Genomic DNA, 24,829 nt, shown 5'->3' with positions numbered 1-24,829 from the left:
AGCATCTCAATCACAGATGGTTAGGCGGTTTCGTCCGCAACCCGGATGAAACCGTCTTTCTTGATTGTTTGATCAGCTTTGCAGCAGGAGGGAGAAAACGGTGAACGAATTTTATAAGCTTAGTGTAGGGGAACGAGTTTTTCGAATTGTCAATTATACACTCATCGTATTGCTGTGCTTATCGATTGTTCTTCCTTTCCTAAACATATTTGCGTTAGCATTCAATCCCGGTAAAGATGCGGAAAGAGGTGGCATTTACTTCTGGCCGCGCGTTTGGACGCTCGAAAACTTCAATAAAGTGTTTGAATCCTCGAATATTGCAACTGCTTTCGGTATTTCGATGTTTCGTACCGTAGTAGGAACGATTTCCAGTGTGTTTTTGACAGCGATGGCTGCCTATGCGCTTAAGAGTAAGACTATTCCCGGCGGCAAGTTTTTCATGATGTTTATCTTCTTTACAATGTTGTTTGGCGGAGGCACAATTCCTTACTACATGCTACTGAAATGGATACATTTAACGGACAACATCTGGGTGTATGTAATACCGAGCTTGTATAGTGCATGGAATTTGATTATTATTCGGACATTCTTCCAGCAAATTCACCCGAGTTTGGAAGAGTCGGCCCGAATTGACGGATATAACGACTTTGCAATCTTTATGCGCATTATTTTGCCGCTCAGTCGTCCGGTTATCGCAGTTATCGGTTTGTTCAATGCGGTCAGCCATTGGAACGATTGGTTCACAGGTGCTTTCTTTGTACGTAAAGCGAGTTTAAGGCCGTTGTCCACGCTACTGCAGGAGATGCTGACTAGCGCTGAAGCGATGCGAAACACGCTGAACCAAGCAGCAGGAACAGTCAATTATACGCAGCTTGATAAAATTCAAATTACAGGTGACTCGCTCAAAATGGCGACGATTATCGTTGTTGTCGCTCCGATTATTATTATTTATCCATTTGTTCAGCGGTATTTTGCCAAGGGCATTATGATCGGATCGATGAAAGAATAGAGAATAGAAGGAATTTTGCCATATAATGAAGAATTGCTTTCCAATGATATTTCAAGTAAGAGGGTGAGTTATGTGCAGCCAAAGATTAAAGACGTGGCACGGCTGGCCGGTGTTTCGGTTACGACCGTTTCCCGTGTACTCAATGGCGAGAAGTATGTCAAAGACGATCTCAAACAGAGAGTATACGTTGCCATTGAAGAATTAGGATATGCTCCTAGCCAAATTGCCCGTAGTTTGGTGCGTAACAAAACAAACCTGATCGGCGTCATCGTTCCGGATATTACGTCTAGCTTCTATGCGACGATTCTAAGTAGCATTGAAGAAGCAGCGAGTGCCAACGACTATAATTTGCTCGTGTGCAACATTAGCGAAAATATTGATAAAGAGCATAAATATTTGAACGTCTTTCAGGAGATGCGGGTCGAAGGCATCATCATCATGCATGAGAAAATTAACGAGGACATTCGAAATCTAATTCAGAAGATGAAGATTCCGGTGATCTTCTCAAGCGTTAAGCCAATGGAGCAGGAATTCGTTTCCGTCATCGTCGATGATTACAAGGCAGCCTATGATGCGACTAATTATTTGATCGGGCTTGGGCATGAATCGATTGGATTTATCGGCGGCGACATGAGGGACATTACTTCCGGCCAGAACCGTTACAGCGGCTACCGTAATGCGCTGACGAACAGCGGCATCAAAATCATACATGAGCATATCCGTTTCGGCGACTACAAGGTGAAAAGCGGCTATGAGCAAATGAAAGCGCTATTACGCGTGAAACAGCCCCTGACTGCGGTGTTCGCCGTGAGCGATGATATGGCTGTCGGAGCGATGAATTGCATTCGCGACAATGGACTGCGTGTACCCGAGGATATTTCTATCATGGGGTTTGATGGTAGCCAACTAACGGAGCTGACTCGCCCGACGCTTACCTCGATGGAGCAACCGATTCATGAAATGGGCAAGGTGACGATGAGAGTACTGCTCAGTCAAGTCGAGACTGGTGAAGTGCCTACAAGCGATATTATTCTTGAGCATCGGTTGGTTGCACGCGAAAGCTGCAAAGTGAGAAATGGTTCGTAGCAGGGTGAGAAGCGCATAAATGGAGCAGACGGGGATGAGGCAGTTGTGAAGAAATACGATGCAATTGTTATTGGCGATGCAAACATCGATTTGGTCGTTGCCGGCTTGAGCGAGCTGCCAGAGCCAGGACAAGAAGTGTTTGTCCGCGATATGACGCTTCATGTTGGCGGCGGAGCCGCTTTGTTCAGCATGGCCTTGGCGAAGCTTGGTCTGAAGCTTGCATTTAACGGCACACTTGGCGAGGATGGTTTCGGAAACTTCGTACGGGAACAATTTACGCAATATGGAATCGATACAAGCTATATATACAAGAGCAACTTCAATACAGGGATTTCCATTGCGATTAACCCCGAGGTAGACCGTTCCTTCATCTCTTATTTGGGCTCTAATACAGAGCTAAGCTTGCAGCAGCTGGATATGGACAGCGTAGCTTTGGCGAGGCATGTGCATTTGACAGGGTACAAGGGAAGAAGGAACCATGCCGAATATATGAAGGTTGCGAAGGAAATTAAGTCACTTGGAGTGACCACCTCGATCGATGTAGGCTGGGATGAGACGGGCGAATGGTTCTCGGGTATTTTTGAACTGATGCACGAGGTGGATGTCTTCTTCATGAACGAAGTGGAAGCGCAACAGTTTACAGGATTGTCAAATATCAAGGATATTCTCCACAAGTTTGCGGAATACACCGATCATATCGTCATTAAGCTGGGTGCAGCTGGAGCGGTTGCGGCTGTCCATGGTCAGACTAAATTCCGGTCCGGGTTTCAAGTGCCTGTTGTCGATACGACGGGTGCAGGTGATTCGTTTAATGCGGGTTATATTTACGGGTTTCTCACCGGACAGTCCATTGAGATGAGCTTGCTATACGGCAACGCTTGCGGTGCATTATCCGTATCCATGTCCGGCGGCAGTACCGGAACGCCTGACGGCATTAAACTGGAAAAGTTTATTTCCGAGCGGGGCAGCAGTACGACAGAGATCTGGGAGACAGCGTAGTATCCCTTGCAAGGAGGAATGAAGTGATGGTCAGCAAGCTGAAATTTCGGCAAGACGGTACTTTCAAAATTATACAGTTTACCGATATGCATATCGGTAACGATCATGAAGAGGACAGGGTGAAGGATGGGATGACGGCCGACTTGATACGGCGTATTATTGCCTCCGAGCAGCCCGACCTGATCGTGCTTACCGGCGATATGATCTGGAGCGACGGCGTAGCTAACCCGCAACAAACATTTCGCAGGGCGATTATGCCTGTTGTTGAATCAGGGCTCCCTTGGGCGGCCGTATACGGTAATCACGATGCGGAATCAGGAGTCACACGGGAGGAGCTGCTCGCGATTCAGCAAGAGCATGAGCAGTGCCTAAGCGTTGCTGGGCCTGCTGACATTAACGGGATCGGCAATTATGTTCTTGTCATTGAAGGTGCTTCTGGTGATTCAGATGCGGCAGCGTTATATTTCTTCGATTCTGGTATCAATGCGCCTAAACCGATCGGCGGCTATGCGTGGATACATCCAGATCAAGTTCATTGGTATACCGAGCAATCCAGCCGACTTGCAGAGCAGCACGGCTCGCCGCTGCCTGCCTTGGCCTTCTTCCATATCCCATTCCCGGAGTATGAAGAAGCGTGGACCGGCGAGGATGTTACTGGAACGAAGGAAGAAAATGTGGAGTGCCCGCGAGTCAATACCGGCTTATTCGGGGCGATGGTTCATATGGGCGATGTTATGGGAACATTCGTCGGACATGATCATGATAACGACTACTGCGGCACCTTGCACGGCATACGTCTCTGTTACGGCCGAGTTTCCGGCTACAACTGCTATGGTAAGTTTCAGCGAGGCGCTCGAGTTATTACCCTTTCCGAAGGGAAGCGGAGCTTTGAGACTTGGATTACGGAAGCAGATGAGGGAATTGTACGATGAAATTCGAATTTAGCCGTGAATCGGTTGTTTCTGGTATCGATACCAGAAGCTTAAGCAACGCTCCACGATGACTAACCACGAGTACGGAGGTACACATGAACCATACTATGTTTGGTGGAAGTATTAGCCGGAATGTTCTGGAAGGCTATCTTTCCAGGGCAGTTACGGCCGCAGATTTGGTCAACAGTGCTACTTTAAGCGATGACTTGAGGATGATCAAGAACATCGGGGCTAAGTTTCTAGGCCGTGCTTCAGGCGTGTGGCTGCTGGAAGCGGATGACGATGAGCATTTCCGCAAGTCCAGGGCGCTTGCTGAACGTGTACATGAAGTCGACCCGGACATTATGCTGCAGACATGCATTTTCGAAGCTGTTTTCCAAGAAGTAGAGAAGATTAAGATTCCGGATTGGGTGTTCAAGGCTTTCCAATTACCGATCGAGAATCGTACTTTCTGTATTACCGATATGCTGTTTGACGGGAGACCACAAGGGTTCGTCTGGGAAGATGGCGGAGGTATTCCTGATTTGAATAAGCTAGAGTCACAGTTCTGGTTCTATTACCGGGCGGTAAACTATATCGATGCCGGATTCGAAGCCATTCATATGGGTCAGATTCATCTATATACCGCCGAGGATCAGGGGTTCAAGAAGACGATTTCTTTATTCCAAATGATCCGGGACTACGCGAGAGATCATGCGCGGCGAGGCATTGTGCTGCTCGACGCACATACGCACGGAGTGAATATTGACGGCCGGCTTCTATTCGACTTTCATTCCATGCCTTATTCACGGATGCCGATTCTCGATAGACCAGGCGACAAGCTCGCTTTGGTGCAAGAGGGATTCAGTGAAGGCGGTGTAACGCCAAGTGGATGGAGCTGCGATTCTTTGCCGATGCTGATGGAGCTCGATAATTGGGGCGGCAAATTTTTCGATGAGAACGATAACCTCCCGAGCGAACGTAGGGCATGGAAGGAATGGTGGGGGTACGATCAGATTGCTTGGTTTGCCTCGCAGGATGAAGAGGGACGCAACCAATTTCTTGAATACGCCTTCAAATGGACGGCTGTAAATAATGTCAACGCTTATATGCAGATGCCGATTCGAAGAGGACTAGGCAGCTGTCAGGTTCCAATGCAGACCGGCAGTGCGGGAGTAGAGCTATCTAACTGTTATCAGGCCAATCGAGCAGGAGAGGGCTGTCCACTTGGATTTGGACAGGAAGAGATGATTAAAACGCTGTGGCAATCGGAAAAGGAACTCAGGCAGAGAGCAGGTAATCCGCTGCCGAACACTTCCTATGGAGCGGAAGACAGTTACGATCCTGATACTGGAATCAAGCTTCCGGCGCGTGTTATCTTATACGGAAGCTTCCAGCATCATGTAGGCGCGATAAACCAAGATTCCAATAGCGAAACGACGCGGATGACTTACATCGGTAATAGCATCTATCGACGCGCGTTTGTTATGCCGTTCAAAGGTTCATATGAATATGCGGTTGCGCCATACGGAACATTGTCTCAGACCTATTCCATTGACGGTTATCCGCGAAGCGGGTCTTCGACGAAAGCAACAATGGTCATAGAACGAGATAACACTGTGATTGAATTTCTCTTCAACTTCATGAATCGGAGCCTAACGGTACAAGTAATCGAAGGATTGTAGTGCAGATTGGGTTGGAAATTAAAAATCTTAGTGTGTAATCTTAGTTAGAGTACAACGACATAAAGATCCCCAAAAAAGAACCTTGATATTTCAAGGTTCTTTTTCATTAGAGGAGATTATCTTGTCGGTTTTTTTAAATCAAGAAAATCCCACTATAATAGAAAAGTTCCGTTATGAACGCGGTTCATCTTTTTATGCATATATGTGGTATGATATATCTAAATATTTGAACTTATGAAGGGGAAGAAGTTGTTTTGAACCTTGAACTGCAGCAGTTTAAAGCAGAATTTTTTAAAGCGCTTGCCCATCCGATGCGGATTCGCATTTTAGAGGTTTTGTCTGAAGGCGAACGAACTGTAAATGAGATTCAAACCATCATTGGAAGCGAAGGCTCATCGGTTTCTCAACAGCTTGCTATTCTTCGCAATAAGAACGTTGTTTACGGATTAAAAGACGGAACGACAGTTATATATAGTTTACGTGATCCACTTGTGAAAGAGCTTCTGGCGGTTGCAAAGAACATCTTTGATAATCACTTAGTTGGGACGATCACGATGCTAGAGAATATACGAACTGAATAATACTCGAAATGATCAATGCCAATTGCAGGCATTGATTTTTTTTGTACTCAGAATTATTATTATTTCATATATTCAAATATTCAAATATTATAAGAGAAGAAGGGTTCCGAGATGAATTGGTCGAGCAGGTTCAAAGGGTACAACTTAGAATCGTTGCAGCGAGACATCGTTTCAGGGTTAATAGTCGGGATCGTAGCTATCCCACTGGCGATGTCCTTTGCAATAGCCTCTGGGGTAAAACCTCAATATGGAATTTACACTACGATAATTGCTGGCTTTCTTATCTCTCTGCTCGGAGGTTCGAAATTTCAAATTGGAGGGCCCACAGGTGCATTTATTCCGATATTAGTAGGTGTTGTATTGCAATATGGGTATGAAAATCTACTGATCGCCGGGTTCCTTGCCGGGTTGTTTCTTGTATTGATGGGAGTCTTTAGGCTCGGTATTCTTATTCAGTTTATCCCTCGTCCAGTCACGATTGGATTTACGGCAGGCATAGCAGTAGTCATATTTTCAGGTCAGATCTCCAACTTTCTGGGTCTTAAAAACATTTCACGGCATAATGATTTTTTTTTAAACATGAGAGAAATCGTTCTTCACCTGCCAACTCTGAGCCTATACAGTCTATTAACAGCAGCCATTTGCTTAATCGTTATGTTACTGACACCAAAATACCTTTCGAAATTTCCAGCGTCACTCATGGGTCTAATTGTATCTACACTTGTTTCGATGCTTCTGTATAAAGGTGAGATAAGCACAATCGGTTCCGCATATGGAGCTATTCCAAGTTCACTGCCGGTATTTTCATTACCTCATATAACACTTGAAAAGATCGTCCTTCTCATGCAGCCAGCGTTAGTTATTGCAATGCTTGGTGGTATTGAATCGCTTTTGTCCGCCGTTGTAGCGGATGGCATGACTGGCAGCAGACATAACAGCAATAGGGAGTTAATCGGGCAAGGAATAGCCAACATAGGAGCTTCATTATTTGGTGGCATTCCTGCTACTGGAGCGATTGCGCGTACGGCGACAAATATTAAAAGCGGAGCTGCTTCGCCAGTCTCGGGAATGATTCACGGGCTTGTAGTGTTAATCATCCTCTTGCTATTCGCACCACTTGCATCGGACATACCGTTATCAAGTATGGCGCCAATACTCATGGTTGTTGCTTGGAATATGAGTGAACGTAAGCATTTTGCTCAATTGTTTCGCGCGAAAACGAGTGAATCCATGATTATGGTCGTCACATTTATACTGACCGTTTTAATGAATCTTACAATCGCTGTTGAGATGGGGTTGTTACTAGCGGCAATTATGTTTGTGATGCGAATGAGAAGTTCTCTAAGAGTGACGAAGATGCAGTATGATAATCTCAAGATTGTAGAAGACTTGAAGCCATTCATGATTAATGATGATTCAAGGATCGGCATTTACTCGATTGAGGGTCCCTTGTTCTTTGGAACAGCAAATAAGTTTGAAGAGTTATTCGAAAATGAGAGTACTTCGAACCAAAAAGTTATAATTATCAACTTGAAAGGCGTATCCCTTGTTGATTCGACCGGCGAGTCCAAGTTAGCTACCATCGTCAGTCGTTTAGTTTTAAAAGGCGGGACGATCATTTTCTCGGGCTTACAGCAGCAGATAAAAGAGTTTTTTCAAAAAAGCGGCTTTGTTCATGTGATTGGAGAAGAGAACATATTCGAGGATTATTACGATGCGATATATGAAGCTCATAGAAGGACAACTGCTCTTAATCGAACAAACTGAAGGCTTGATTCAATCTCGGGTAAGCTAACGTGGAAATAATAGATAAATATTTGAATTTACAAAAATGAAGGGGGGAATTTCGGAATTTATTGTCGCGTAACATAAATTCCAAACCGAAAATGAAGCGGAAAGCATTTGTAAGGTTTGCATTTCCGGTGGAGGTTCTTGCTGCATTGGCTGTCAGCATCTTATAGTTAGAGGCCGCCTCCCGGAATAGACCGAGCCGTATCGGTTGTTATTTAGATGTATCTGCATTATAATGCTTTTTATATTCAAACTTTTGAATATTTGATTTTATATAAAATAAAGATATGAGCAGACAGACGGTAACCAACATTGGCGTTGATGCTTTGAATGGAGATAATGAGTGATGTCGGATTTTCCAAATTGTCCTCAATGTAACTCGGAGTATACGTACGAAGACTTAGGATTATTTATTTGCCCGGAATGCAGTCATGAATGGTCGGAAGAATCGGACACTAAGAAGAGTGACGATAATAAGATTATCAAAGATTCCAATGGAAATGTATTAAGCGATGGCGATACCGTGACCATAATTAAAGATCTTAAAGTCAAAGGGAGTTCGTCTGTTTTAAAAATAGGTACCAAAGTAAAAAATATTCGCCTTGTTGACGGCGATCATGACATTGATTGCAAGATTGATGGCTTTGGAGCCATGAAGTTAAAATCCGAATTTGTAAAAAAAGTATAGGTAAGTTGGCTGAGTAGGCTAAACCGGGGAAGGTTCATTTGCGTCAAACAAAAGGCACTCACTAAAGAGTGCCTTTTCTGATTTCATTTCACCGAATACCCATTGACAAAAACTAATCCAATTAGTTAATCTAAAGCTAATAAAACTAATGAGATTAGTTTTCCTTGGGGAGGAACGAATACAATGAGAATAACGCGCAAAGGTGACCTGTATCAGCTTACGTTTATGCCGAGATTGTTTCCTGTGAATTGCTACTTCGTGGATGAGGGCAGCGAGCTGACGCTAATTGATGCGGCGCTGCCGTTTAGTGCCGATCCGATTCTGCAAGCGGCGAAGGATCTCGGCAAGCCAATCACGCGCATCGTGCTGACGCATGCGCACGGCGACCATGTCGGAGCGCTCGATAAGCTGAAGGCAGCGCTGCCGAGCGCGAAGGTGTACATCTCGGCGCGGGATTCCCGTCTGCTAGCGGGAGACCGCAGCCTGCTCGAAGGCGAGCCGAACACGCCGATAAAAGGCGGCGTGCCGACGAAGCTGGCGACTCGCGCAGACGTTCTGCTGAACGACGGCGACATGGTCGGATCGCTGCGCGCCGTATCCTCGCCAGGTCACACGCCGGGCTCGATGGCTTTCCAAGATACGCGAAGCGGCGCTCTCGTTGCTGGCGATGCGATGCAGACGCGTGGCGGAGTCGCTGTCTCGGGACAGTTGAAGCTGCGGTTCCCGTTCCCAGTTTTCGCAACTTGGCATAAGGAAACCGCGCTTGCTAGCGTACGCAAGCTCCGCGACCTCAAGCCGACCCTCCTCGCCGTCGGGCACGGCGAAATGCTGGAGGATCCAGCTGCCGCCATGAACAAGGCCATCGCAGAAGCAGAGAGCAAGCTCGGACTGCAGAAGCGATAACACACCACATCACATCATAAGGAGACCTCATCATGCCAAGAGTGGGACTTGATCTTGATACGATTTTGCAGGCGGCGGCTGAGCTTGTCGATGCGGAAGGACTAGAGACGCTAACGCTCGCGACATTGGCGCAGAAGCTAAGCGTTCGCTCTCCTTCGCTATATAACCATGTGAACGGACTACCGGGGCTGCGCCACCAGCTAACACTCTACGGCCTGAACCAACTAGGAGCGGTTATGCGCAGCGCCGTTCAAGATAAGAAGAGAGATGATGCGATACGTGCGCTCGCGCACGCTTATCTGGAATTTGCTCGCAAGCATCCTGGGCTGTATGCGGTCACGCAGCGAGTCATGGACCGTGCCGACACGCAGATCCAGCAAGCGGCGGGCAGCATTGCAAGCATTCCAATCGAGGCGCTGCGCGAGTATGGTCTCGATCACGAGCTGAGCATTCATCTCGTGCGCGGACTACGCAGCCTGATGCACGGCTTCGCCTCAATCGAGCAGCAGGGCGGATTCGGGATGCCGATTGATCTGAACATTAGCTTCCAGCTGATGGTCGATACGTTTCTTGCAGGCATTCATGCGCAAACGTCGAAGTAACTCGTACGGTCCCATTTATTGTCGAGGAGGCGTCTTCCTTCATGTTTATAGTCAATTCTCGCGCACTGATAGAGCGGACAATGAATGGCACCATTGAAATTGTGGTTCAAACGCGGAACAAGCCGGGCGGTCCTCAGCGAATAGAGCTTCCGGGCGGCAGAATTGAGCCGTTTGAATCGCTGTTCAAGGCGCTTATTAGAGAAGTGAAGGAAGAAACGGGATTGGACGTTACAGAGATTGAGGGCGAAGATACGCGGATAGACACCGAAGGGATTGACCCCAATTTCGAAGTGGAGTGTTTGAGACCATTTGCCGTTTATCAAACGACAAAAGGGCCATTTGATTCGGTTGGCGCCTATTTCCGCTGCAAGGCCAGTGGCGAATTGTTGCAATCAGGCGATGAAACGAAAAATCCCAGATGGGTGAATGTAGATGAATTACGGCGGTTGATGAGCGACGATCCGCTGCAGTTCTCAGATGTGGACCGTGCAGGAATCATGTATTATTTAAAATATGTCGAACGATACCGTCCTTGAGGGCGGTTTTTCTTACTCTGCCAGGTGAGCCCAAAAGGAGTTTCTACCATGCCTAAATTCAACACGCTCAGCACGCGATTCATTCTGCTCTTCTGTGCAATTACGGTTCCGCTCTTATCTATTCTGTACCTCGCCGGCAATTTCACGAAGGGCGTCGTGCTGACGCAGGTGGCGAATTCGTATCAGAATCTGGTCAGCTCCTCGCTCAATATGATTGACCGGAGCCTCGACGATATTGCGATTAATATGATGGACATCGTCAACCATGATGATAACTTCCAGAAGTTCGGGCAGCCGGGGCTGTCGGATTCGGAGTACTATTTTGCCCAGATCGGCCTCATTCAGCGAAATTCGATGTATCAGTCGTATTATCATACGGTTGATATGTTTTTTGTCTATTCCAAACCAAGCAGCATGCTCGTATCGACGAATATGGCTGGCGCGACGCCTGGGTATTACGAGACCGTCCGGGCATGGATTACCGAGTCGTTCCACCATCCGGAGCAGCTGAAGAACGTCATGTACAAGTGGAACATCATCCGAATCAAGGACCAGAACTTCCTTTACCGGCTCGTCAGCGATGACCTGACCAACAACGCCTACATCGGAGCCCTCATCAACGTCAACAGCTTGAAGATGCCGCTCGGCAATCTTAATCTGCGCAAGGGCGGGGATCTGCTCTTCTTGGGCAATGACGGCGGAATTCTATCCGAACCTTCGCCTTCACTTGGTTCGCTCAGCAGGCTGCCAGCCGAGGAGCTGAGCCAGAATCATTCCTTCTCGTATACGAGCGAGAAGACCAAATATCTAGTCGTGGCGAACCATTCCAAGAACAGCCCGATGAGTACGGCGGTCGTCATTCCGAATTCAGAGCTGCTGCAGGGATTAAGCGGATTTCAGACGATTACGAGGTGGATGCCTCTAGTTGTTTTCGCGATTCTGCTGCTGTACGGCTTTATCTTTAGAAGCATGATTTTTACTCCGATTCTTCAATTGCTTGGCGCGATCCGCCGCATTAAAGAAGGGAAGATGGAAGCACGGCTGCCGGACTCGAACATCGCGGAATTCGCGATCATCAACCATACGTTCAACGGGATGGTCGAGGAGATTACCGATCTGAAAATCGGGGTATACGAGGAGCGTCTGCGCGCTCAGAAAGCCGAGATGAAGCAGCTGCAAACGCAGATTAATCCGCACTTTTTCCTGAATGCGCTGAACATCGTCTTCCAGCTGGCGGACCTTAAACGAGTGGAGCTTGTGAAAAAGATGGTGCGCCATCTCGTCCAATACTTCCGCTTCATGATCCGGGTGAACAAAGAGACGATTACGCTCGATCAGGAAATGGAGCATATTCGCAACTACCTTGAGATTCAGAAAATGCGGTATCAGGATGATTTTGAGTTCGAGATTTCGATTAAGGATGATCTACGGGAGGCCTGCCTGCCGTCGCTGTTCATTCAACCGTTCGTCGAGAACGCGATGATTCACGGGCTGAGCTTGAAGCCGGCGCCGTTTCGCCTTACGATTACTGCACAGCGCGATGAGGCGCAGCAGGATCAGATGATCATTGATATATGCGATAACGGCAAAGGCATGACGCTAGAGAAGCTGGAGCAATTAAATGCGGCGGAATATCTCCCGGATTCGGATGAAGAGGGGCATATCGGCATCTGGAATGTGAAAAAACGGCTCGTAATGCGATACGGCGATACAGCGACGCTTATTTTCCGTCATGAAGAACCTAGCGGAATTGGGATACGCCTGACGCTGCCGATAGAGTACGCGTAAGGTAGTAAGGAGAGAGAATAACGGATGTACAACATGTTAATCGTGGACGATGAGCGATATGCGGCTGAAGGAATATGCAACTGCCATGACTGGGAATCGCTCGGCATCGGAGAAGTGCATACCGCCTTCAGTGCGGAAGAAGCGAGAGCGCTCCTAACGGGGCACGTCATCGACATTCTAATCTGCGATATCGAGATGCCGGATGAGGATGGATTGTCGCTCGTAAGATGGGTGAAGGACCATTCCCCGCATACGGAATCGTTGTTTCTGACTTGTCACAGCGAGTTCGACTATGCCAAGCAGGCATTCCAGCTGAAGAGCTTCGACTATTTGCTCAAGCCGGTGGATAGCTCCGAGCTCGCGAATGTCGTCACGCAGATGATCCGTGCAATCAAAGAGCGTGCGGAGAAGGCGCGTTCGGCTGAGCTCGTGCAGAAATACGAGTCGCTCTGGAGCAAGCAGCAGCCGAAGCTGGCCGAGCGTTTCTGGCAGGATCTGCTGGCGCGGCGCATTTTGACCTTCGGCGACTTCCTTGAGCGGGCGCTTCTGGATGCTCAGCTGGCGCTGTCTCCGGATGCGCATGCGCTGCCGATTCTCATTCATGTGGAGGAATGGCTGCGGCCTTTCGCCGGGCGCGATCTGGAGATGATGCGCTACGCGGTGCAGAAAGCGGCGGAGGAAGTGCTGCTTGCCGGGCAGCAGGGACAAGTCATTATGGATCGCAACGGGCAGCTGTTCGTTATGGTCTACGAGCAGCAGACGACTGGCGCACTTGAATTCGCAGCTGCAGCAGAGCACTGGGAAGCGAAGTGCCTCGGCTTCGCGGCATCTTGCAAGGAGCTGTTCTACTGCCGAATCTTCTGTTATGTCGGCTGCTTCGCACCGCTCCACGATATACCCGGCTTAGGCGATGGGCTGAAGGAGCTGCAGCATACGCATGTTGCCAAGACGAGCGCGGTCCTCGTATACAGTGCGGAGATGGACGCTGCGCTTGGCGAGAAGGAGAAGAACAGCTTCGTGCAGCAATCGATCCAGTTCATTAAGGATAACGTGGAGGAAGACATCTCTCGCGATGATGTTGCCGCGCATGTCGGGCTGAATCCAGCCTATCTGTCGAGGCTGTTCAAGAAGGGGACCGGCATCAACCTCATTGACTACCTCATCGAGACGAAGATGAACCGGGCGAAGCAGCTGCTAGATACGACGGACATGACGGTCAGCATGATTGCGCAGCAGGTCGGCTACTCGAACTTCTCCCATTTCACCCGCATGTTCCGCAAACGGTTTGAAGTGAACCCGCAGGAATATCGGAAGCATTAGCGGATAAGCGGTGTAGAGTGGAGTAAAGTACAGTAAAGTACAGTACAGTACAGTAAAGCACAGCACAGCACAGCACATCTCCGTGGAGACCCGGCTCAGAATGCAGAGAAACCGCGTTTTTATCAAAACGACCGGTTTCTTCTTTCTTGCGCGTAGTGCAATCCCTACAATGCGATGATAACTGCGAACATCCACTTATTTGGCCGACATAGGCCAATTAGTGGTGATATAAGTGCCAATATCCACCTATTAAAGGTGTTTATATCTATGTGAGCAGGAAACCCCAGATTTAAGTGGATATTCGCACTTATCTCCTGAATCAGTCGCCACCTTTAGAAAATAAGTGGAGTATTACACTTATGCAGCCCAGCCCAGCCCAGCCCAGCCCAGTATCGGCGAACAAACAAAGCGTTCAACCGACCATCCTAGCACCCAAGCATGGCTCTCCTCTCCAGGAGGGCCGTGCTTTTTTTATGCCAAAGTCACAAAATGACTAAGCCCAGGTAACAAAAGGAGCGGAGACTCCGCATCCTTCCAGCTATGATAAAGGCATAGAAAGCAACAGGCGGTGGTTCAACAATGGAAGCAGTACAGCAATCGGCGGCGGCAAGACCACGGGGACCGCTTCGGAAGCTATGGAAGTTCCGGGCGCTCATCATCCTCGCATTACCGGGTCTTGTCCTGCTGCTGATCAACAATTATTTTCCGATGTTCGGCGTGTTTCTCGCATTCAAAGATTTCAACTATGCCAAAGGCATCATCGGCAGCAACTGGAACGGCTTCGATAACTTCCACTTTCTGTTCGCGACAAGCGATATGTGGCATGTCATCGCTCATACGCTTGTGTATAATCTCGCTTTTCTAATCATTAACACCGTGCTGTCGGTGCTGCTCGCATTGCTGCTGAACGAGGTGAAGAATCGCTTCTTATCCAAGTTCTATCAGAGCACGATGCTGCTGCCGCATTTCATCTCAATGGTCGTCGTAGCGTACCTCGTATACGGATTTCTTAACCCGGAGCTTGGCTTCATTAACAAATCCATCCTCGAGCCTGCGGGCAAAGAGGGCATCTCTTGGTACATGTCCCCGCAGTATTGGCCATATATACTAACGGTCGTGAACATCTGGAAGTCGGTCGGCTTCGGCTCGGTCATCTACCTCGCGACGATTGTCGGTATTGACCGTGAATACTACGAAGCGGCTATGCTGGATGGGGCAAGCAAGTGGAAGCAGATGACGAAGATTACGCTGCCGTTCCTCATTCCGGTCATCATTATTTTGACGCTGCTCGCAATCGGTCGCATCTTCAGCGCCGACTTCGGCTTGTTCTACCAAGTGACGATGAACGCAGGGATGTTGAAGAGCACGACAGACGTTATCGACACTTATGTCTACAACGCGCTGCTCGTCACGGGCGACACGAATTTAGCTTCGGCGGCTGGTCTGCTGCAAGCAGTCGTCGGGTTCATTCTCATCGTATCGGTCAATATGATCGTGAAGCGGGTGAGCAATGATAAAGCGTTATTTTAGCGGCAAAAGGCAGAGGCAAAAGGAGGCTGTTCGCTTCATGAGGGGCAACAACTGGACGAACGTCCTGATCAATATCGGTTTAATTCTAATCAGTCTTGCATGTATCATCCCATTCTGGCTCGTGCTGATGGTATCGCTTAGCGGACCGACAGCATTGGCCAAATACGGCTATAGCTTCTGGCCGAAGCAATTCGATCTCGTCGCTTATAAGTTTCTGATCCATGACGCGGAGCCGATTATACGCTCCTTCGGCGTATCCATTGCCGTGACCGTCATCGGAACCGTTGCAAGTCTTGCGATTACATCGGCGCTTGCCTTCTCTTTATCCCGGCAGGACTTCCCGTATCGCGGCGCACTTAGCTTATTCGTTCTTATTACGATGCTGTTCGGCGGAGGATTGCTGCCGTGGTATCTCGTCTATACGAAGCTGCTTCATCTGCAGGATACGATGATGGTCCTCATCATTCCCGGACTTCTCGGCGGCTTTAATGTCTTCATTATGCGGACTTTCTTCACGACGAGCATCCCGCCTTCGCTGATCGATTCCGCACAGATCGACGGCGCGAGCGAGTACCGCACGTACTTCAATATTATCCTGCCGCTGTCGCTGCCGGTGCTGGCGACGATTGGCTTGTTCGTTATCGTTAACTATTGGAATGACTGGTTTACGAGCTTGGTGTTCATCAAGACGGATACACTCTACAACCTGCAATATTTCTTGTACAACACACTGATGAATGCACAGTATTTGCAGTCGGTCGCTGACAAAGCGCATATCGATGTCAGCACGATGCAGACGCAGCCGCTTGAGGAGCTGCGCATGGCGATGGCGATTATTGCCGTCTTGCCGGTGGCGCTCGTGTTCCCTTTCTTGCAGAAGTATTTTGTAAAAGGGCTCACGATTGGCGCGGTGAAAGGCTAGACTCAGCATTGGCCGGGGTTAGTCTGCAGCTAACAGATGGCACAAGCTGATTTAGTATACAATAGTCCTATCTATAGGAGGTTCACCTACGATGAGAATAAGAAGAGGGTCAATCGTTCTGTCATCGCTCCTGCTGTCCATGTCGCTAATTGCGGCGGGCTGCGGAAGCAATAACAGTACGAATAATGAAGCAGCGAACAACAACAACAAAGCTGCAAACAACAAAACAAACACATCGAACAATGCCGGTAACACAAACACAAGCACGAACACAAAGGCCGATGAGAAGAAGGCGCTGGACCCATACGAAGTTGTGATGGTCTACCCGGATCCGAATCAGAGCGACCTCGGCACTGTGCAGACCGCGATGAACGATTATTTAAAGAAGACGTATCCAGACATGAACATGACGGTGAAATTAAGCCCGATCGACTGGAGCGCTTACTCCGATAAGCTGAACCTGATGATGTCCTCAGGAGAGAAATTCGACCTGCTCTGGACCGCCAACTGGATGAACTACGAGACACAGGTGAACAAAGGCGCGCTGCTGCCGCTGGATGATCTGCTGACTCAATATGGTCCTGACATTAAGTCCGTGGAAGGCGACCTGCTAGAAGGCGCGCGCCGCAAAGGCAACATCTATGGCGTCCACGTCCATCAAGAGCTTGGCAACCCGCAAGGCGTCGCGCTGAGCAAAGAACTCGTAGATAAATATCATATCGATCTGAGCCCGCTGAAGTCCGGCGAGTTCAAGGACCTCGGTCCGATTCTGAAGCAAATTAAAGATGCCGAGCCTGGCGTTACGCCGGCAGTAGGCCCGTCTTTCCCGCTTGGCGCATACTTCGGCTCGGGCAGCATGGAGAACATTATCGGCCCGATCGGACTCGACCAACGCGATACGAATCCGGATAACCAGTACAAGGTTGTAGATGCATACGAGACGACGCGTTACATGGATCTCGCGAAGCTGACGCACGAATGGTACAAAGCCGGCTACATCAACAAGGATGCAACGACGCCGGGCATCGACATCTGGAAGAAGTTCCAGGCGAAGACTGCTTTTGCGGCGATCGGTACAGACCTTGAAATCGTGAAAGACATGAAGATCGGCGAGCCTTCTCTCATGGCGAACAAGAGCACGCAGCTTGGCATGGACATCATCCAAGTGCCGCTCAATATCGACCGTCTACACACATCGAAGCTTTCGGCGACATTGCAGGCGATCTCCCAAACGTCGAAGGACCCTGCCCGCGCAATGATGCTATTGAACCTGTTCTACAAGGATAAGAACCTGCTCACGTTGTTCAACTACGGCGTGGAAGGCACGCATTATGTGCTGAATAATGACCAAATTGATGTGCCGGCAGGCAAAACGAAAGATAACGTCGGCTTCTTCCACGACAATCAGTGGCAGCTGGGCAACCAAATGCTCAACTACACTCGTGTCGGTGAAGACCCGAACAAATATTTGAACTACGAGCAGTTCAACGAGCAAGTAAAGAGCCAATCCTCGCCGCTCATCGGCTTCGTATTCGATTCCGAACCGGTGAAGAACGAGCTGATCGCGGTTTCCAAGGTACAGAGCACGTTCGATCCAGGCTTCCAATCCGGCCAGCTTGATCCGGAGAAGGAGCTGCCGAAGATGATCGATAAGCTGAAGAGCGCCGGCCTTGATAAAATCATTGCGGAAGCGCAGAAGCAAGTCGACGCATGGCGCGCGGCGAACGGCAAGTAAGTCGAGTTTGTATGAAGAGAATCGGGGTATGACCCACAAGGTTATACCCCGAATTATTTTTTAGCAGAAGGATGTGCATGGACTCATGTTAAACGTAACCATCTGGAACGAATATTTGCACGAAATCAATAATGCCAAAGTTGCGGCGATCTACCCGACAGGGATTCACGGTGCGCTTGCAGAAGCTTTAGAGAGAGAAGACTTCTATGTGCGGACAGCGACATTAGAGCAGCCAGAGCATGGCTTGACGGAAGAAGTGTTGAACGCGACCGACGTTCTCATCTGGTGGGGGCATCTCGCCCATGACCGGGTTGAGGATACGATCGTGGAGAAGGTGTATCAGCGTGTTCTGGACGGAATGGGACTTATCGTGCTGCACTCCGGCCATGCGTCGAAGATCTTCAGCAAGCTGCTCGGCACGCCAACGGGACAGCTCAAGTGGCGCGAAGCAGACGATAAAGAGCGGATCTGGGTTGTGAACCCGGCGCATCCGATTGCAGCTGGCATTGGCGAGTATATCGAGCTGCCGAAGGAAGAGATGTATGGCGAGCACTTCCACATCCCTGCGCCGGATGAGCTTGTGATGATTTCGTGGTTTGAAGGCGGGGAAGTGTTCCGCAGCGGCGTAACGTACAGTAGAGGCCGGGGCAAAATCTTTTATTTCCGTCCGGGTCACGAGACGTACCCGACCTACCACAACCCGCAAATTCAGCGCGTCATTGCGAACGGAATCCGCTGGGCGGCACCTAGCACTGCTGCTGCTCCTGTATACGGACATACAGCTCCGCTGGAGAAGATTCAGCCGAAAGCGTAAGCCTGGAGTGATAACAAGGAGGAACGATGAAGACGATGAGCAAGTATCGAATTGGCTTAATTGGACTCGGCGGCATGGCGCAGGCGCATATCCGCTGGATGTCGGCATTCGCAGACCGTTTGGAGCTTGTTGCGGTGAGCGATGTGAATGAAGAAGCGCTGGCACGAGTCGGCGAACAGCAGGGTATTGCGTCAGAGAAGCGCTATGTGAACTATACCTCGCTAATTGCAGACCCGGACGTGGATGCGGTCGTATCCGTTACGCCGAACAATGTGCATGCGGACATCGTCGCGCACTGCCTCGCGGCACGCAAGCCGTTCATGGCGGAGAAGCCGTTCACCCGCGTCTTCGAGGAAGCGGTGCCGCTGCTTGCGCAGTACGAGCAGCATCCCGTGCCAGCGATGATCGGCTTCACGTATCGCTTCACGCCTGCGTTCCGCTATGCGCGAGAGCTCATTCGCGAAGGGAAGCTTGGTCAGATTCGCAGCTTCTCGAGCCAGTATTTGCAAGGCTGGGGAGCGCCTCAGTATAACGTTGGTTACAATTGGCGCTTCGACAAGTCGGTGACCGGTACTGGAACGCTCGGCGACCTCGGCTCGCACATGATTGATATGGCGCGCTTCCTCTTCGGCGAATTCGAAGAGCTGTCGGCGCAGCTGCATACGATTGTGCCGCAGCGTCTAGATTCGCGCACAGGCGAGCAGGTGAAGATTGAAGTCGATGACTTCGCGAGCTTCCAAGCGCGGATGAGCGGCGACGTGCACGGTATCTTCCAAACATCGCGCAATGCTATCGGCTCCGGCAACCAGCACGAGATCTCGATTTATGGCGACACCGGTACCCTCCATGCATCGACGGAGGACCCGAACAAGATCGTATGGATTCGCGAGGAAGACGGCCAGCTGGCTCGCACCGTATTGAACGTTCCGAAGCGCTGCGAAGTGACGCAGTATGAGCATTTTTTGGCGATGCTTGATGGCGGTCAGCCGGACGGATTGCCGGGCTTTATGGACGGCTATCGGAATCAGCAGGTGCTGGATGCGATTATTCGGGCGAGCGACTCGAAGACGGTTGTTCAACTGTAATAGATCAGAGGAAGACCGTTCGCAGCTTGATGCTGCGGGCGGTTTTTTGCTGCCTGCAGCCGGAAGATTCGCCTACATTCATCTATTCCCACTAGTAGGGGAATCAGTTAGAATTGGAATAAGTTTTTTGCCGTGAAGCGGCTCTCTTCATTATGGATTCGAGGTGAATGCTGTGCTCAAGATGCTCATTGTAGATGATGAACGATTCGAAAGAGAAGGCGTTAAGTTTCTGATTGAGAAGTACGGACTGCCTCTGGAGATCTTTGAAGCGAATAGCGGAGAGAGTGCGCTGGCGTTCATGAAGGAGCATCCGGTCGATATTTTATTTAGCGACATTCGCATGAACGGGATGGATGGCCTGCAGCTTGCGGCACAGATCCGGGAGCTGGACATCCCGGTGAAAGTGATCTTCATGAGCGCTTTCGGCGAATTTGAGTATGCACAGAGAGCGATCGACCTGAAGGCGATCCGGTATATTCTGAAACCGGTGCAGGTCGATGAATTTCTGAAGGTCGTATCGCGGGTTATGCAGCTGTGCAGCGAAGAGTTGCAAATGCAGGAGAAGCAGCAGCGGCTGGAAGAAGCCTACCGCAACGATTCGCTTTATTCGAAGCAGAAGCTGCTATCGAATCTCGTGCTCGGCCATTCTGCCGGTGGAGAAGAGCTGCAATCGCAGCCGCTGGCAAATCTAATCGGCATTCCGCGCGTACGGCTTGTTATGTTGGATTCCAGAACGAGATTCTTCGATCTGCTCGATCAGCATTTCGAGCAGCGGCTAGCAGAAGTGCTAAAGCGCAGCTTCGAGCTCGTTCATCTGAATGAGTTTCAGAGCTTGCTTATCCTCGAAGGGAACGATCTTTCGCGAGAGGAGCTTATCTCTTCCGGCGAGCGGTTCATTCGCTGGTTCCGTGACTTGTACGGCGGGGATCTGAGTATCGTCTTGAGCGGTCTCGCCGAGAATAGCGAGCAGCTCGTGAACGAATTTGCCGCTGCCGAATCGATGCTGGAATACAAGTTCTATCACGATGAAGGCACGGTGCTGCTTGCGCATTCGGCGGCCCATGGCAAAGAAGAGATGCAGGCAGTAGTGGACACGGCACTCACGGAGCTAAGGCAGCATATTGCGCAGTCCCGCTACGAGCTGGCGAAGCTGCGATTCGAGCAGCTGTTTAACGATTTGCGCAGCAGCGAGCAATTCTCCGTCATCTATGTCAAATTCATTTGCACCGAAATTGTCCGGGCCATATTCGAGGCATCGGCGAAGAAGAGTGCCGATTCGTTCAAGCAGCAGCTGGAGCAGATATACCGTGCTTCCAAGCTAAGCGACCTGCGTAAGGTCATACTGTCGATGTTGGAAGAGAAGGAGTCTCCTGCTGTTGGCTCTGGCACTATTTTCGCTTCCGTTGCCGGCTCTGCTTCCGGTTCGCCGGATTCGATGCGCAAGGTCATCGAGAGTATTGTGCGGATTATTGAGAGCGAGTACAGCTCCGACCTATCGCTGGAAGCGCTGGCCGATCGCGTGTATCTCTCTCCAAGCTATTTAAGCCATCTGTTCAAGAAGCAGCTCGGCGTCAGCTTCAATAAGTATTTGACTATATACCGGATGGAACGGACGAAGGAGCTTCTGCTGACGACCAATCGCAAAATCATCGATATCGGCCTTGAAGTCGGCTACAGCAATTTCCCTTATTTCAGCTCGCTCTTCAAAAACCATTACGGCATGACGCCGTCGCAATTCCGGGAAGAGGCGGTTCGATGAAGAGGGCGCTCACAGAGCTGTTCAACAGGCTGCGATTCAAGCATAAGCTGTTCCTCTCGTATTTGATCGTTATCATTATCCCGATTATCGTGCTCGGCGTGTATGCGTACAATCAGTCCGAGCAGATGCTCAAGATTCAAGGCATGCAAGGCATCGAGAAGAACGTCGATACGATATCGGGCGGCATTAACGGCTCGATCGAGCGCTATAATCACACGATCCAGTCAATTGTATATAACAAGACCTTTCAGAAGATCGTATCGAATGACTACCGCGATCTCGTCAATCTATCCTACGATTTGAAGGAATACCTGTCCCCCTACTTCACGATGATGACGATACTGGACAAGGAAATTGATGAAATCAAATTCTACACCCAGACCTATGTGCCTGAATACGGCGAATCCGTTCAATTAGCAAGCCGCGTAAGCGAGGAGCAGTGGTACAAGGAGGCGCTAAAAGGTACAGGCAGCCAGTGGTTCTCGGATAACGGCATCATCGTTGTCAGCAAGTTTCCCCATTTTTCAAACGACAAAGATACGAATTTGGTGTATATGCGCATCAACGAGGCCAGTTTATTTAACAATGTAGCGGCGCTCGCGAAGGACGATACCGTTATCATTACGGACAAGCAGGGACGGATCATCTATTCGAATCAGCAAGCATCCGCAGCTGCCGACGAGCCGGCATTGGACATGACTCGGCTTAGCGGGCTCAAGGAAGGCCTTATTGACTTCGGAGGGGCTAAGTCCTATCTCGTGAAGAAGCCGGTCGAGCTGACGAGCTGGACCATCTATTGTATCGTCCCCGCATCGCAGCTGACGCAGAATGCCGGATCGATCATCAATGCAACGCTCATTATTATCGCTTTGTGCATGATCATCGTTCTGATTGTCATCTGGATCTTCTCCAAAACGATGCTGCGGCGCGTGCTATCGCTCAATTCGCTCATGAAGCGGGTAGAGATCGGTGATTTCAGCATGAGAGTCCGTAGCGAGTCGAAGGACGAAATCGGTGAACTGACGAACCGCTTCGGCAATATGCTGATTCGGCTTAATGAGCTCATTGACGAGCTATTCCGTAACAAAATCGTCCAGAAGGAAGCAGAGTTTAAAGCGCTGCAATGGCAGATGAATCCGCATTTTCTGTACAATACGCTGTCGTTCATTAACTGGAAGGCTCTGCGAAGCGATGCCCATGATATCAGTCATGTCGTCACGACGTTGTCGAAGTTTTACCGGACAGGGCTGAATCGCGGCGACAACATCATTCCGGTGCGGGATGAGCTGGAGCATGTGAGATGCTACATCGAGATTATCCAGACGATGAAAGAGAACAGCTTCGACGTGGTCTATGACATCGACGAAGCGGTGGTCGGCTGCAAGACGATCAACTTTATATTGCAGCCGCTCGCAGAGAATGCGATTATTCACGGTATCAACCGTAAGGAAAACGGGCGCGGCGTATTAATGATTAAGGCGGAGCTCATTGATGGGAAAGTAATGTTCATCGTTGAGGATAACGGGAACGGAATGCCGCCGGAAGCAGCAGAGACACTGCTGGAGAGCCACTCATCCGGCTACGGGCTGAAGAACGTCAAGGAGCGGCTCCAGCTGAAATTCGGCACCGATTACAGCATTGAAGTAAAGAGTGAAGAGGAGCAGGGTACAAGAATGAAGATTGTCATCCCTGCGTGAGGGTCTATACGCGTGATGTTACTGCCGATTTCGGCTGCTACCTTATTCGAGAGTGCTGAATCTGAGCTCTCATATTCTTAAACAGCCGATTTTCGCGCTGAGAGTTCGATTTACGCTCTCTCAGCATCGCGCTCGTCCTGTCAGGTTCACATACGATGCCAACAGCAAATCGGTCACCTGCCTCAGCATGTACAACGAGAGTCGCACCGTGGAACAAGGTAATAGTAATTCCGAGTGAGGTATCCCTATTGATAGAGCCTGTCCCAATATCTGGGGCAGGCTCTATTGTATTTCTAGAACATCGTAGAAAACTGAAAGTATTCGCAAATATTTGATAATTTCAGGAGGAAGCGGCTTTGTTATAGTTTTGTTAAAGGAATTCGCTAGCGAAGAAAGGAGTGCCGCGGGTGAACGAAACAGCAATCGTTAGCCAGTCAAATGCCGCTGTCCGTGATGTTAAGCAGGAACGGGCAAGGGTAAGGAAAGAGAAGCTCAAAAAGGTTAAACAGTACCGCGTGCTGCTTCTGATGATGGTGCCTGCGGTCATCTACTACATCGTTTTTCACTATTTGCCGATGTACGGTGTTCTGCTCGCCTTTAAAGATTTCAAAATACTCAAAGGCATCATGGGCAGCCCATGGGTAGGCTTCGACGTCTTCCACAAAATTCTTCATGACGACTACTTCTACACCGTGCTCAAGAACACGATCATTATCAGCTTCTACAAGCTCATCTTCGGCTTCCCGGTGCCCATTATATTCGCACTTCTGCTAAGCGAAGTGATGAACGCCAAGTACAAGAAGCTGGTTCAGACGGTCTCTTATCTGCCCCATTTCATCTCATGGGTTGTACTCGCCGGTATCTTCTTCACCTTCTTCTCGATGGAAGGGCCGGTTAACACGATCATCACCTACTTCGGCGGCGATCCAGTGCTGTTCTTGGCAGATCCGAGATACTTCCGCTCCATACTCGTTATAACCGGTATTTTCCAAGGGTTTGGCTGGGGTTCGATTATCTATTTCGCGGCGATTTCAAGCATTGATCCGATGCTGTACGAGGCCGCGATTATCGACGGAGCGGGGCGGTTTAAGCGGATGTTCTACATCTCCATTCCGATGCTTATCCCGATCATCGCCATTATGCTGATCCTCTCGATGTCCGGCATTCTCGATGCAGGCTTCGATCAAATCTTTAACCTGTACAATGCGCAGGTGTACAACGTTTCCGACATTATCGATACCTATGTGTATCGCAAAGGTATCGTCGAAATGAGCTACAGCTATGCCACAGCGGTCGGCCTGTTCAAGTCAGTTGTCGCTTTGATCCTCATCTTCGTCGTCAACCGGATTGTGAAGTGGATCGGCGGCAAGGATCACGCGCTATGGTAG

General features: G+C 49.5%; 21 protein-coding genes. All 21 read left to right on the top strand.

Features of this window, described 5'->3' with window-relative positions; translation table 11 throughout:
• The first annotated feature begins 100 nt into the window (after window positions 1–100).
• On the top strand, window positions 101–1,009 hold the full coding sequence (locus tag AC0LWF_RS08110; protein WP_474651039.1) for a carbohydrate ABC transporter permease: 909 nt from the start codon (window positions 101–103) through the stop codon (window positions 1,007–1,009).
• Between the two features lie 72 nt (window positions 1,010–1,081).
• The gene (locus AC0LWF_RS08105) at window positions 1,082–2,095 is read left to right on the top strand and encodes a LacI family DNA-binding transcriptional regulator (protein WP_474651038.1); all 1,014 of its coding nucleotides are present in this window, start codon (window positions 1,082–1,084) and stop codon (window positions 2,093–2,095) included.
• A 45-nt stretch (window positions 2,096–2,140) separates the two neighbouring features.
• Window positions 2,141–3,094 (top strand): carbohydrate kinase family protein, encoded by a 954-nt coding sequence (locus tag AC0LWF_RS08100; protein WP_474651037.1) that lies wholly within the window; start codon window positions 2,141–2,143, stop codon window positions 3,092–3,094.
• Window positions 3,095–3,120: 26 nt separating this feature from the next.
• Complete coding sequence (locus tag AC0LWF_RS08095) at window positions 3,121–4,026, top strand: metallophosphoesterase family protein (RefSeq protein WP_474651036.1); 906 nt, start codon at window positions 3,121–3,123, stop codon at window positions 4,024–4,026.
• 95 nt (window positions 4,027–4,121) lie between these two features.
• Complete coding sequence (locus AC0LWF_RS08090; RefSeq protein ID WP_474651035.1) at window positions 4,122–5,690, top strand: hypothetical protein; 1,569 nt, start codon at window positions 4,122–4,124, stop codon at window positions 5,688–5,690.
• A 254-nt stretch (window positions 5,691–5,944) separates the two neighbouring features.
• A complete protein-coding gene (locus tag AC0LWF_RS08085; RefSeq protein WP_474651034.1) occupies window positions 5,945–6,271 on the top strand; it encodes an ArsR/SmtB family transcription factor in 327 nt (108 codons plus the stop codon).
• A 111-nt stretch (window positions 6,272–6,382) separates the two neighbouring features.
• A complete protein-coding gene (locus tag AC0LWF_RS08080; RefSeq protein ID WP_474651033.1) occupies window positions 6,383–8,038 on the top strand; it encodes a SulP family inorganic anion transporter in 1,656 nt (551 codons plus the stop codon).
• A gap of 370 nt (window positions 8,039–8,408) precedes the next feature.
• Window positions 8,409–8,750: a zinc ribbon domain-containing protein YjdM gene (locus tag AC0LWF_RS08075; RefSeq protein ID WP_474651032.1), complete on the top strand. Its 342-nt coding sequence runs from the start codon at window positions 8,409–8,411 to the stop codon at window positions 8,748–8,750.
• Window positions 8,751–8,933: 183 nt separating this feature from the next.
• Entirely contained in the window at window positions 8,934–9,653 is a 720-nt protein-coding gene (locus tag AC0LWF_RS08070; RefSeq protein ID WP_474651031.1) for an MBL fold metallo-hydrolase, read from the top strand.
• 32 nt (window positions 9,654–9,685) lie between these two features.
• Window positions 9,686–10,255, top strand: coding sequence for a TetR/AcrR family transcriptional regulator (locus AC0LWF_RS08065; protein WP_474651030.1), 570 nt, complete (start codon window positions 9,686–9,688; stop codon window positions 10,253–10,255).
• A gap of 41 nt (window positions 10,256–10,296) precedes the next feature.
• Window positions 10,297–10,791: an NUDIX hydrolase gene (locus AC0LWF_RS08060; protein ID WP_474651029.1), complete on the top strand. Its 495-nt coding sequence runs from the start codon at window positions 10,297–10,299 to the stop codon at window positions 10,789–10,791.
• Window positions 10,792–10,839: 48 nt separating this feature from the next.
• Complete coding sequence (locus tag AC0LWF_RS08055) at window positions 10,840–12,579, top strand: sensor histidine kinase (RefSeq protein WP_474651028.1); 1,740 nt, start codon at window positions 10,840–10,842, stop codon at window positions 12,577–12,579.
• Window positions 12,580–12,603: 24 nt separating this feature from the next.
• Complete coding sequence (locus AC0LWF_RS08050) at window positions 12,604–13,899, top strand: response regulator transcription factor (protein WP_474651027.1); 1,296 nt, start codon at window positions 12,604–12,606, stop codon at window positions 13,897–13,899.
• Window positions 13,900–14,478: 579 nt separating this feature from the next.
• On the top strand, window positions 14,479–15,429 hold the full coding sequence (locus AC0LWF_RS08045; RefSeq protein ID WP_474651026.1) for an ABC transporter permease: 951 nt from the start codon (window positions 14,479–14,481) through the stop codon (window positions 15,427–15,429).
• A 37-nt stretch (window positions 15,430–15,466) separates the two neighbouring features.
• Window positions 15,467–16,351: a carbohydrate ABC transporter permease gene (locus tag AC0LWF_RS08040; protein ID WP_474651025.1), complete on the top strand. Its 885-nt coding sequence runs from the start codon at window positions 15,467–15,469 to the stop codon at window positions 16,349–16,351.
• Window positions 16,352–16,442: 91 nt separating this feature from the next.
• Entirely contained in the window at window positions 16,443–18,086 is a 1,644-nt protein-coding gene (locus AC0LWF_RS08035) for an ABC transporter substrate-binding protein (RefSeq protein WP_474651024.1), read from the top strand.
• Between the two features lie 85 nt (window positions 18,087–18,171).
• Complete coding sequence (locus AC0LWF_RS08030; RefSeq protein ID WP_474651023.1) at window positions 18,172–18,900, top strand: ThuA domain-containing protein; 729 nt, start codon at window positions 18,172–18,174, stop codon at window positions 18,898–18,900.
• Window positions 18,901–18,935: 35 nt separating this feature from the next.
• Complete coding sequence (locus tag AC0LWF_RS08025) at window positions 18,936–19,985, top strand: Gfo/Idh/MocA family protein (RefSeq protein WP_474651022.1); 1,050 nt, start codon at window positions 18,936–18,938, stop codon at window positions 19,983–19,985.
• Window positions 19,986–20,166: 181 nt separating this feature from the next.
• A complete protein-coding gene (locus AC0LWF_RS08020; RefSeq protein ID WP_474651222.1) occupies window positions 20,167–21,744 on the top strand; it encodes a response regulator transcription factor in 1,578 nt (525 codons plus the stop codon).
• Window positions 21,741–23,441 carry a sensor histidine kinase gene (locus AC0LWF_RS08015; protein ID WP_474651021.1) on the top strand — a complete coding sequence of 567 codons (1,701 nt, stop codon included), beginning with the start codon at window positions 21,741–21,743 and terminating at the stop codon, window positions 23,439–23,441. The genes AC0LWF_RS08020 and AC0LWF_RS08015 overlap by 4 nt, the downstream gene beginning before the upstream one ends.
• 407 nt (window positions 23,442–23,848) lie before the next feature.
• Window positions 23,849–24,829 (top strand): ABC transporter permease, encoded by a 981-nt coding sequence (locus AC0LWF_RS08010; RefSeq protein WP_474651020.1) that lies wholly within the window; start codon window positions 23,849–23,851, stop codon window positions 24,827–24,829.

This window comes from Paenibacillus sp. sgz302114, assembly GCF_056120345.1.
The sequence above is the reverse complement of the archived record's forward strand: the minus strand, read 5'-3'. Positions and strand labels throughout refer to the sequence as shown.

Coding starts and splice junctions, on each gene's coding strand:
- AC0LWF_RS08095 (WP_474651036.1), top strand. CDS start 3,121: ATGGTCAGCAAGCTGAAATTTCGGCAAGACGGTACTTTCAAAATTATA.
- AC0LWF_RS08090 (WP_474651035.1), top strand. CDS start 4,122: ATGAACCATACTATGTTTGGTGGAAGTATTAGCCGGAATGTTCTGGAA.
- AC0LWF_RS08080 (WP_474651033.1), top strand. CDS start 6,383: ATGAATTGGTCGAGCAGGTTCAAAGGGTACAACTTAGAATCGTTGCAG.
- AC0LWF_RS08075 (WP_474651032.1), top strand. CDS start 8,409: ATGTCGGATTTTCCAAATTGTCCTCAATGTAACTCGGAGTATACGTAC.
- AC0LWF_RS08070 (WP_474651031.1), top strand. CDS start 8,934: ATGAGAATAACGCGCAAAGGTGACCTGTATCAGCTTACGTTTATGCCG.
- AC0LWF_RS08065 (WP_474651030.1), top strand. CDS start 9,686: ATGCCAAGAGTGGGACTTGATCTTGATACGATTTTGCAGGCGGCGGCT.
- AC0LWF_RS08060 (WP_474651029.1), top strand. CDS start 10,297: ATGTTTATAGTCAATTCTCGCGCACTGATAGAGCGGACAATGAATGGC.
- AC0LWF_RS08055 (WP_474651028.1), top strand. CDS start 10,840: ATGCCTAAATTCAACACGCTCAGCACGCGATTCATTCTGCTCTTCTGT.
- AC0LWF_RS08050 (WP_474651027.1), top strand. CDS start 12,604: ATGTACAACATGTTAATCGTGGACGATGAGCGATATGCGGCTGAAGGA.
- AC0LWF_RS08045 (WP_474651026.1), top strand. CDS start 14,479: ATGGAAGCAGTACAGCAATCGGCGGCGGCAAGACCACGGGGACCGCTT.
- AC0LWF_RS08040 (WP_474651025.1), top strand. CDS start 15,467: ATGAGGGGCAACAACTGGACGAACGTCCTGATCAATATCGGTTTAATT.
- AC0LWF_RS08035 (WP_474651024.1), top strand. CDS start 16,443: ATGAGAATAAGAAGAGGGTCAATCGTTCTGTCATCGCTCCTGCTGTCC.
- AC0LWF_RS08030 (WP_474651023.1), top strand. CDS start 18,172: ATGTTAAACGTAACCATCTGGAACGAATATTTGCACGAAATCAATAAT.
- AC0LWF_RS08025 (WP_474651022.1), top strand. CDS start 18,936: ATGAGCAAGTATCGAATTGGCTTAATTGGACTCGGCGGCATGGCGCAG.
- AC0LWF_RS08020 (WP_474651222.1), top strand. CDS start 20,167: ATGCTCATTGTAGATGATGAACGATTCGAAAGAGAAGGCGTTAAGTTT.
- AC0LWF_RS08015 (WP_474651021.1), top strand. CDS start 21,741: ATGAAGAGGGCGCTCACAGAGCTGTTCAACAGGCTGCGATTCAAGCAT.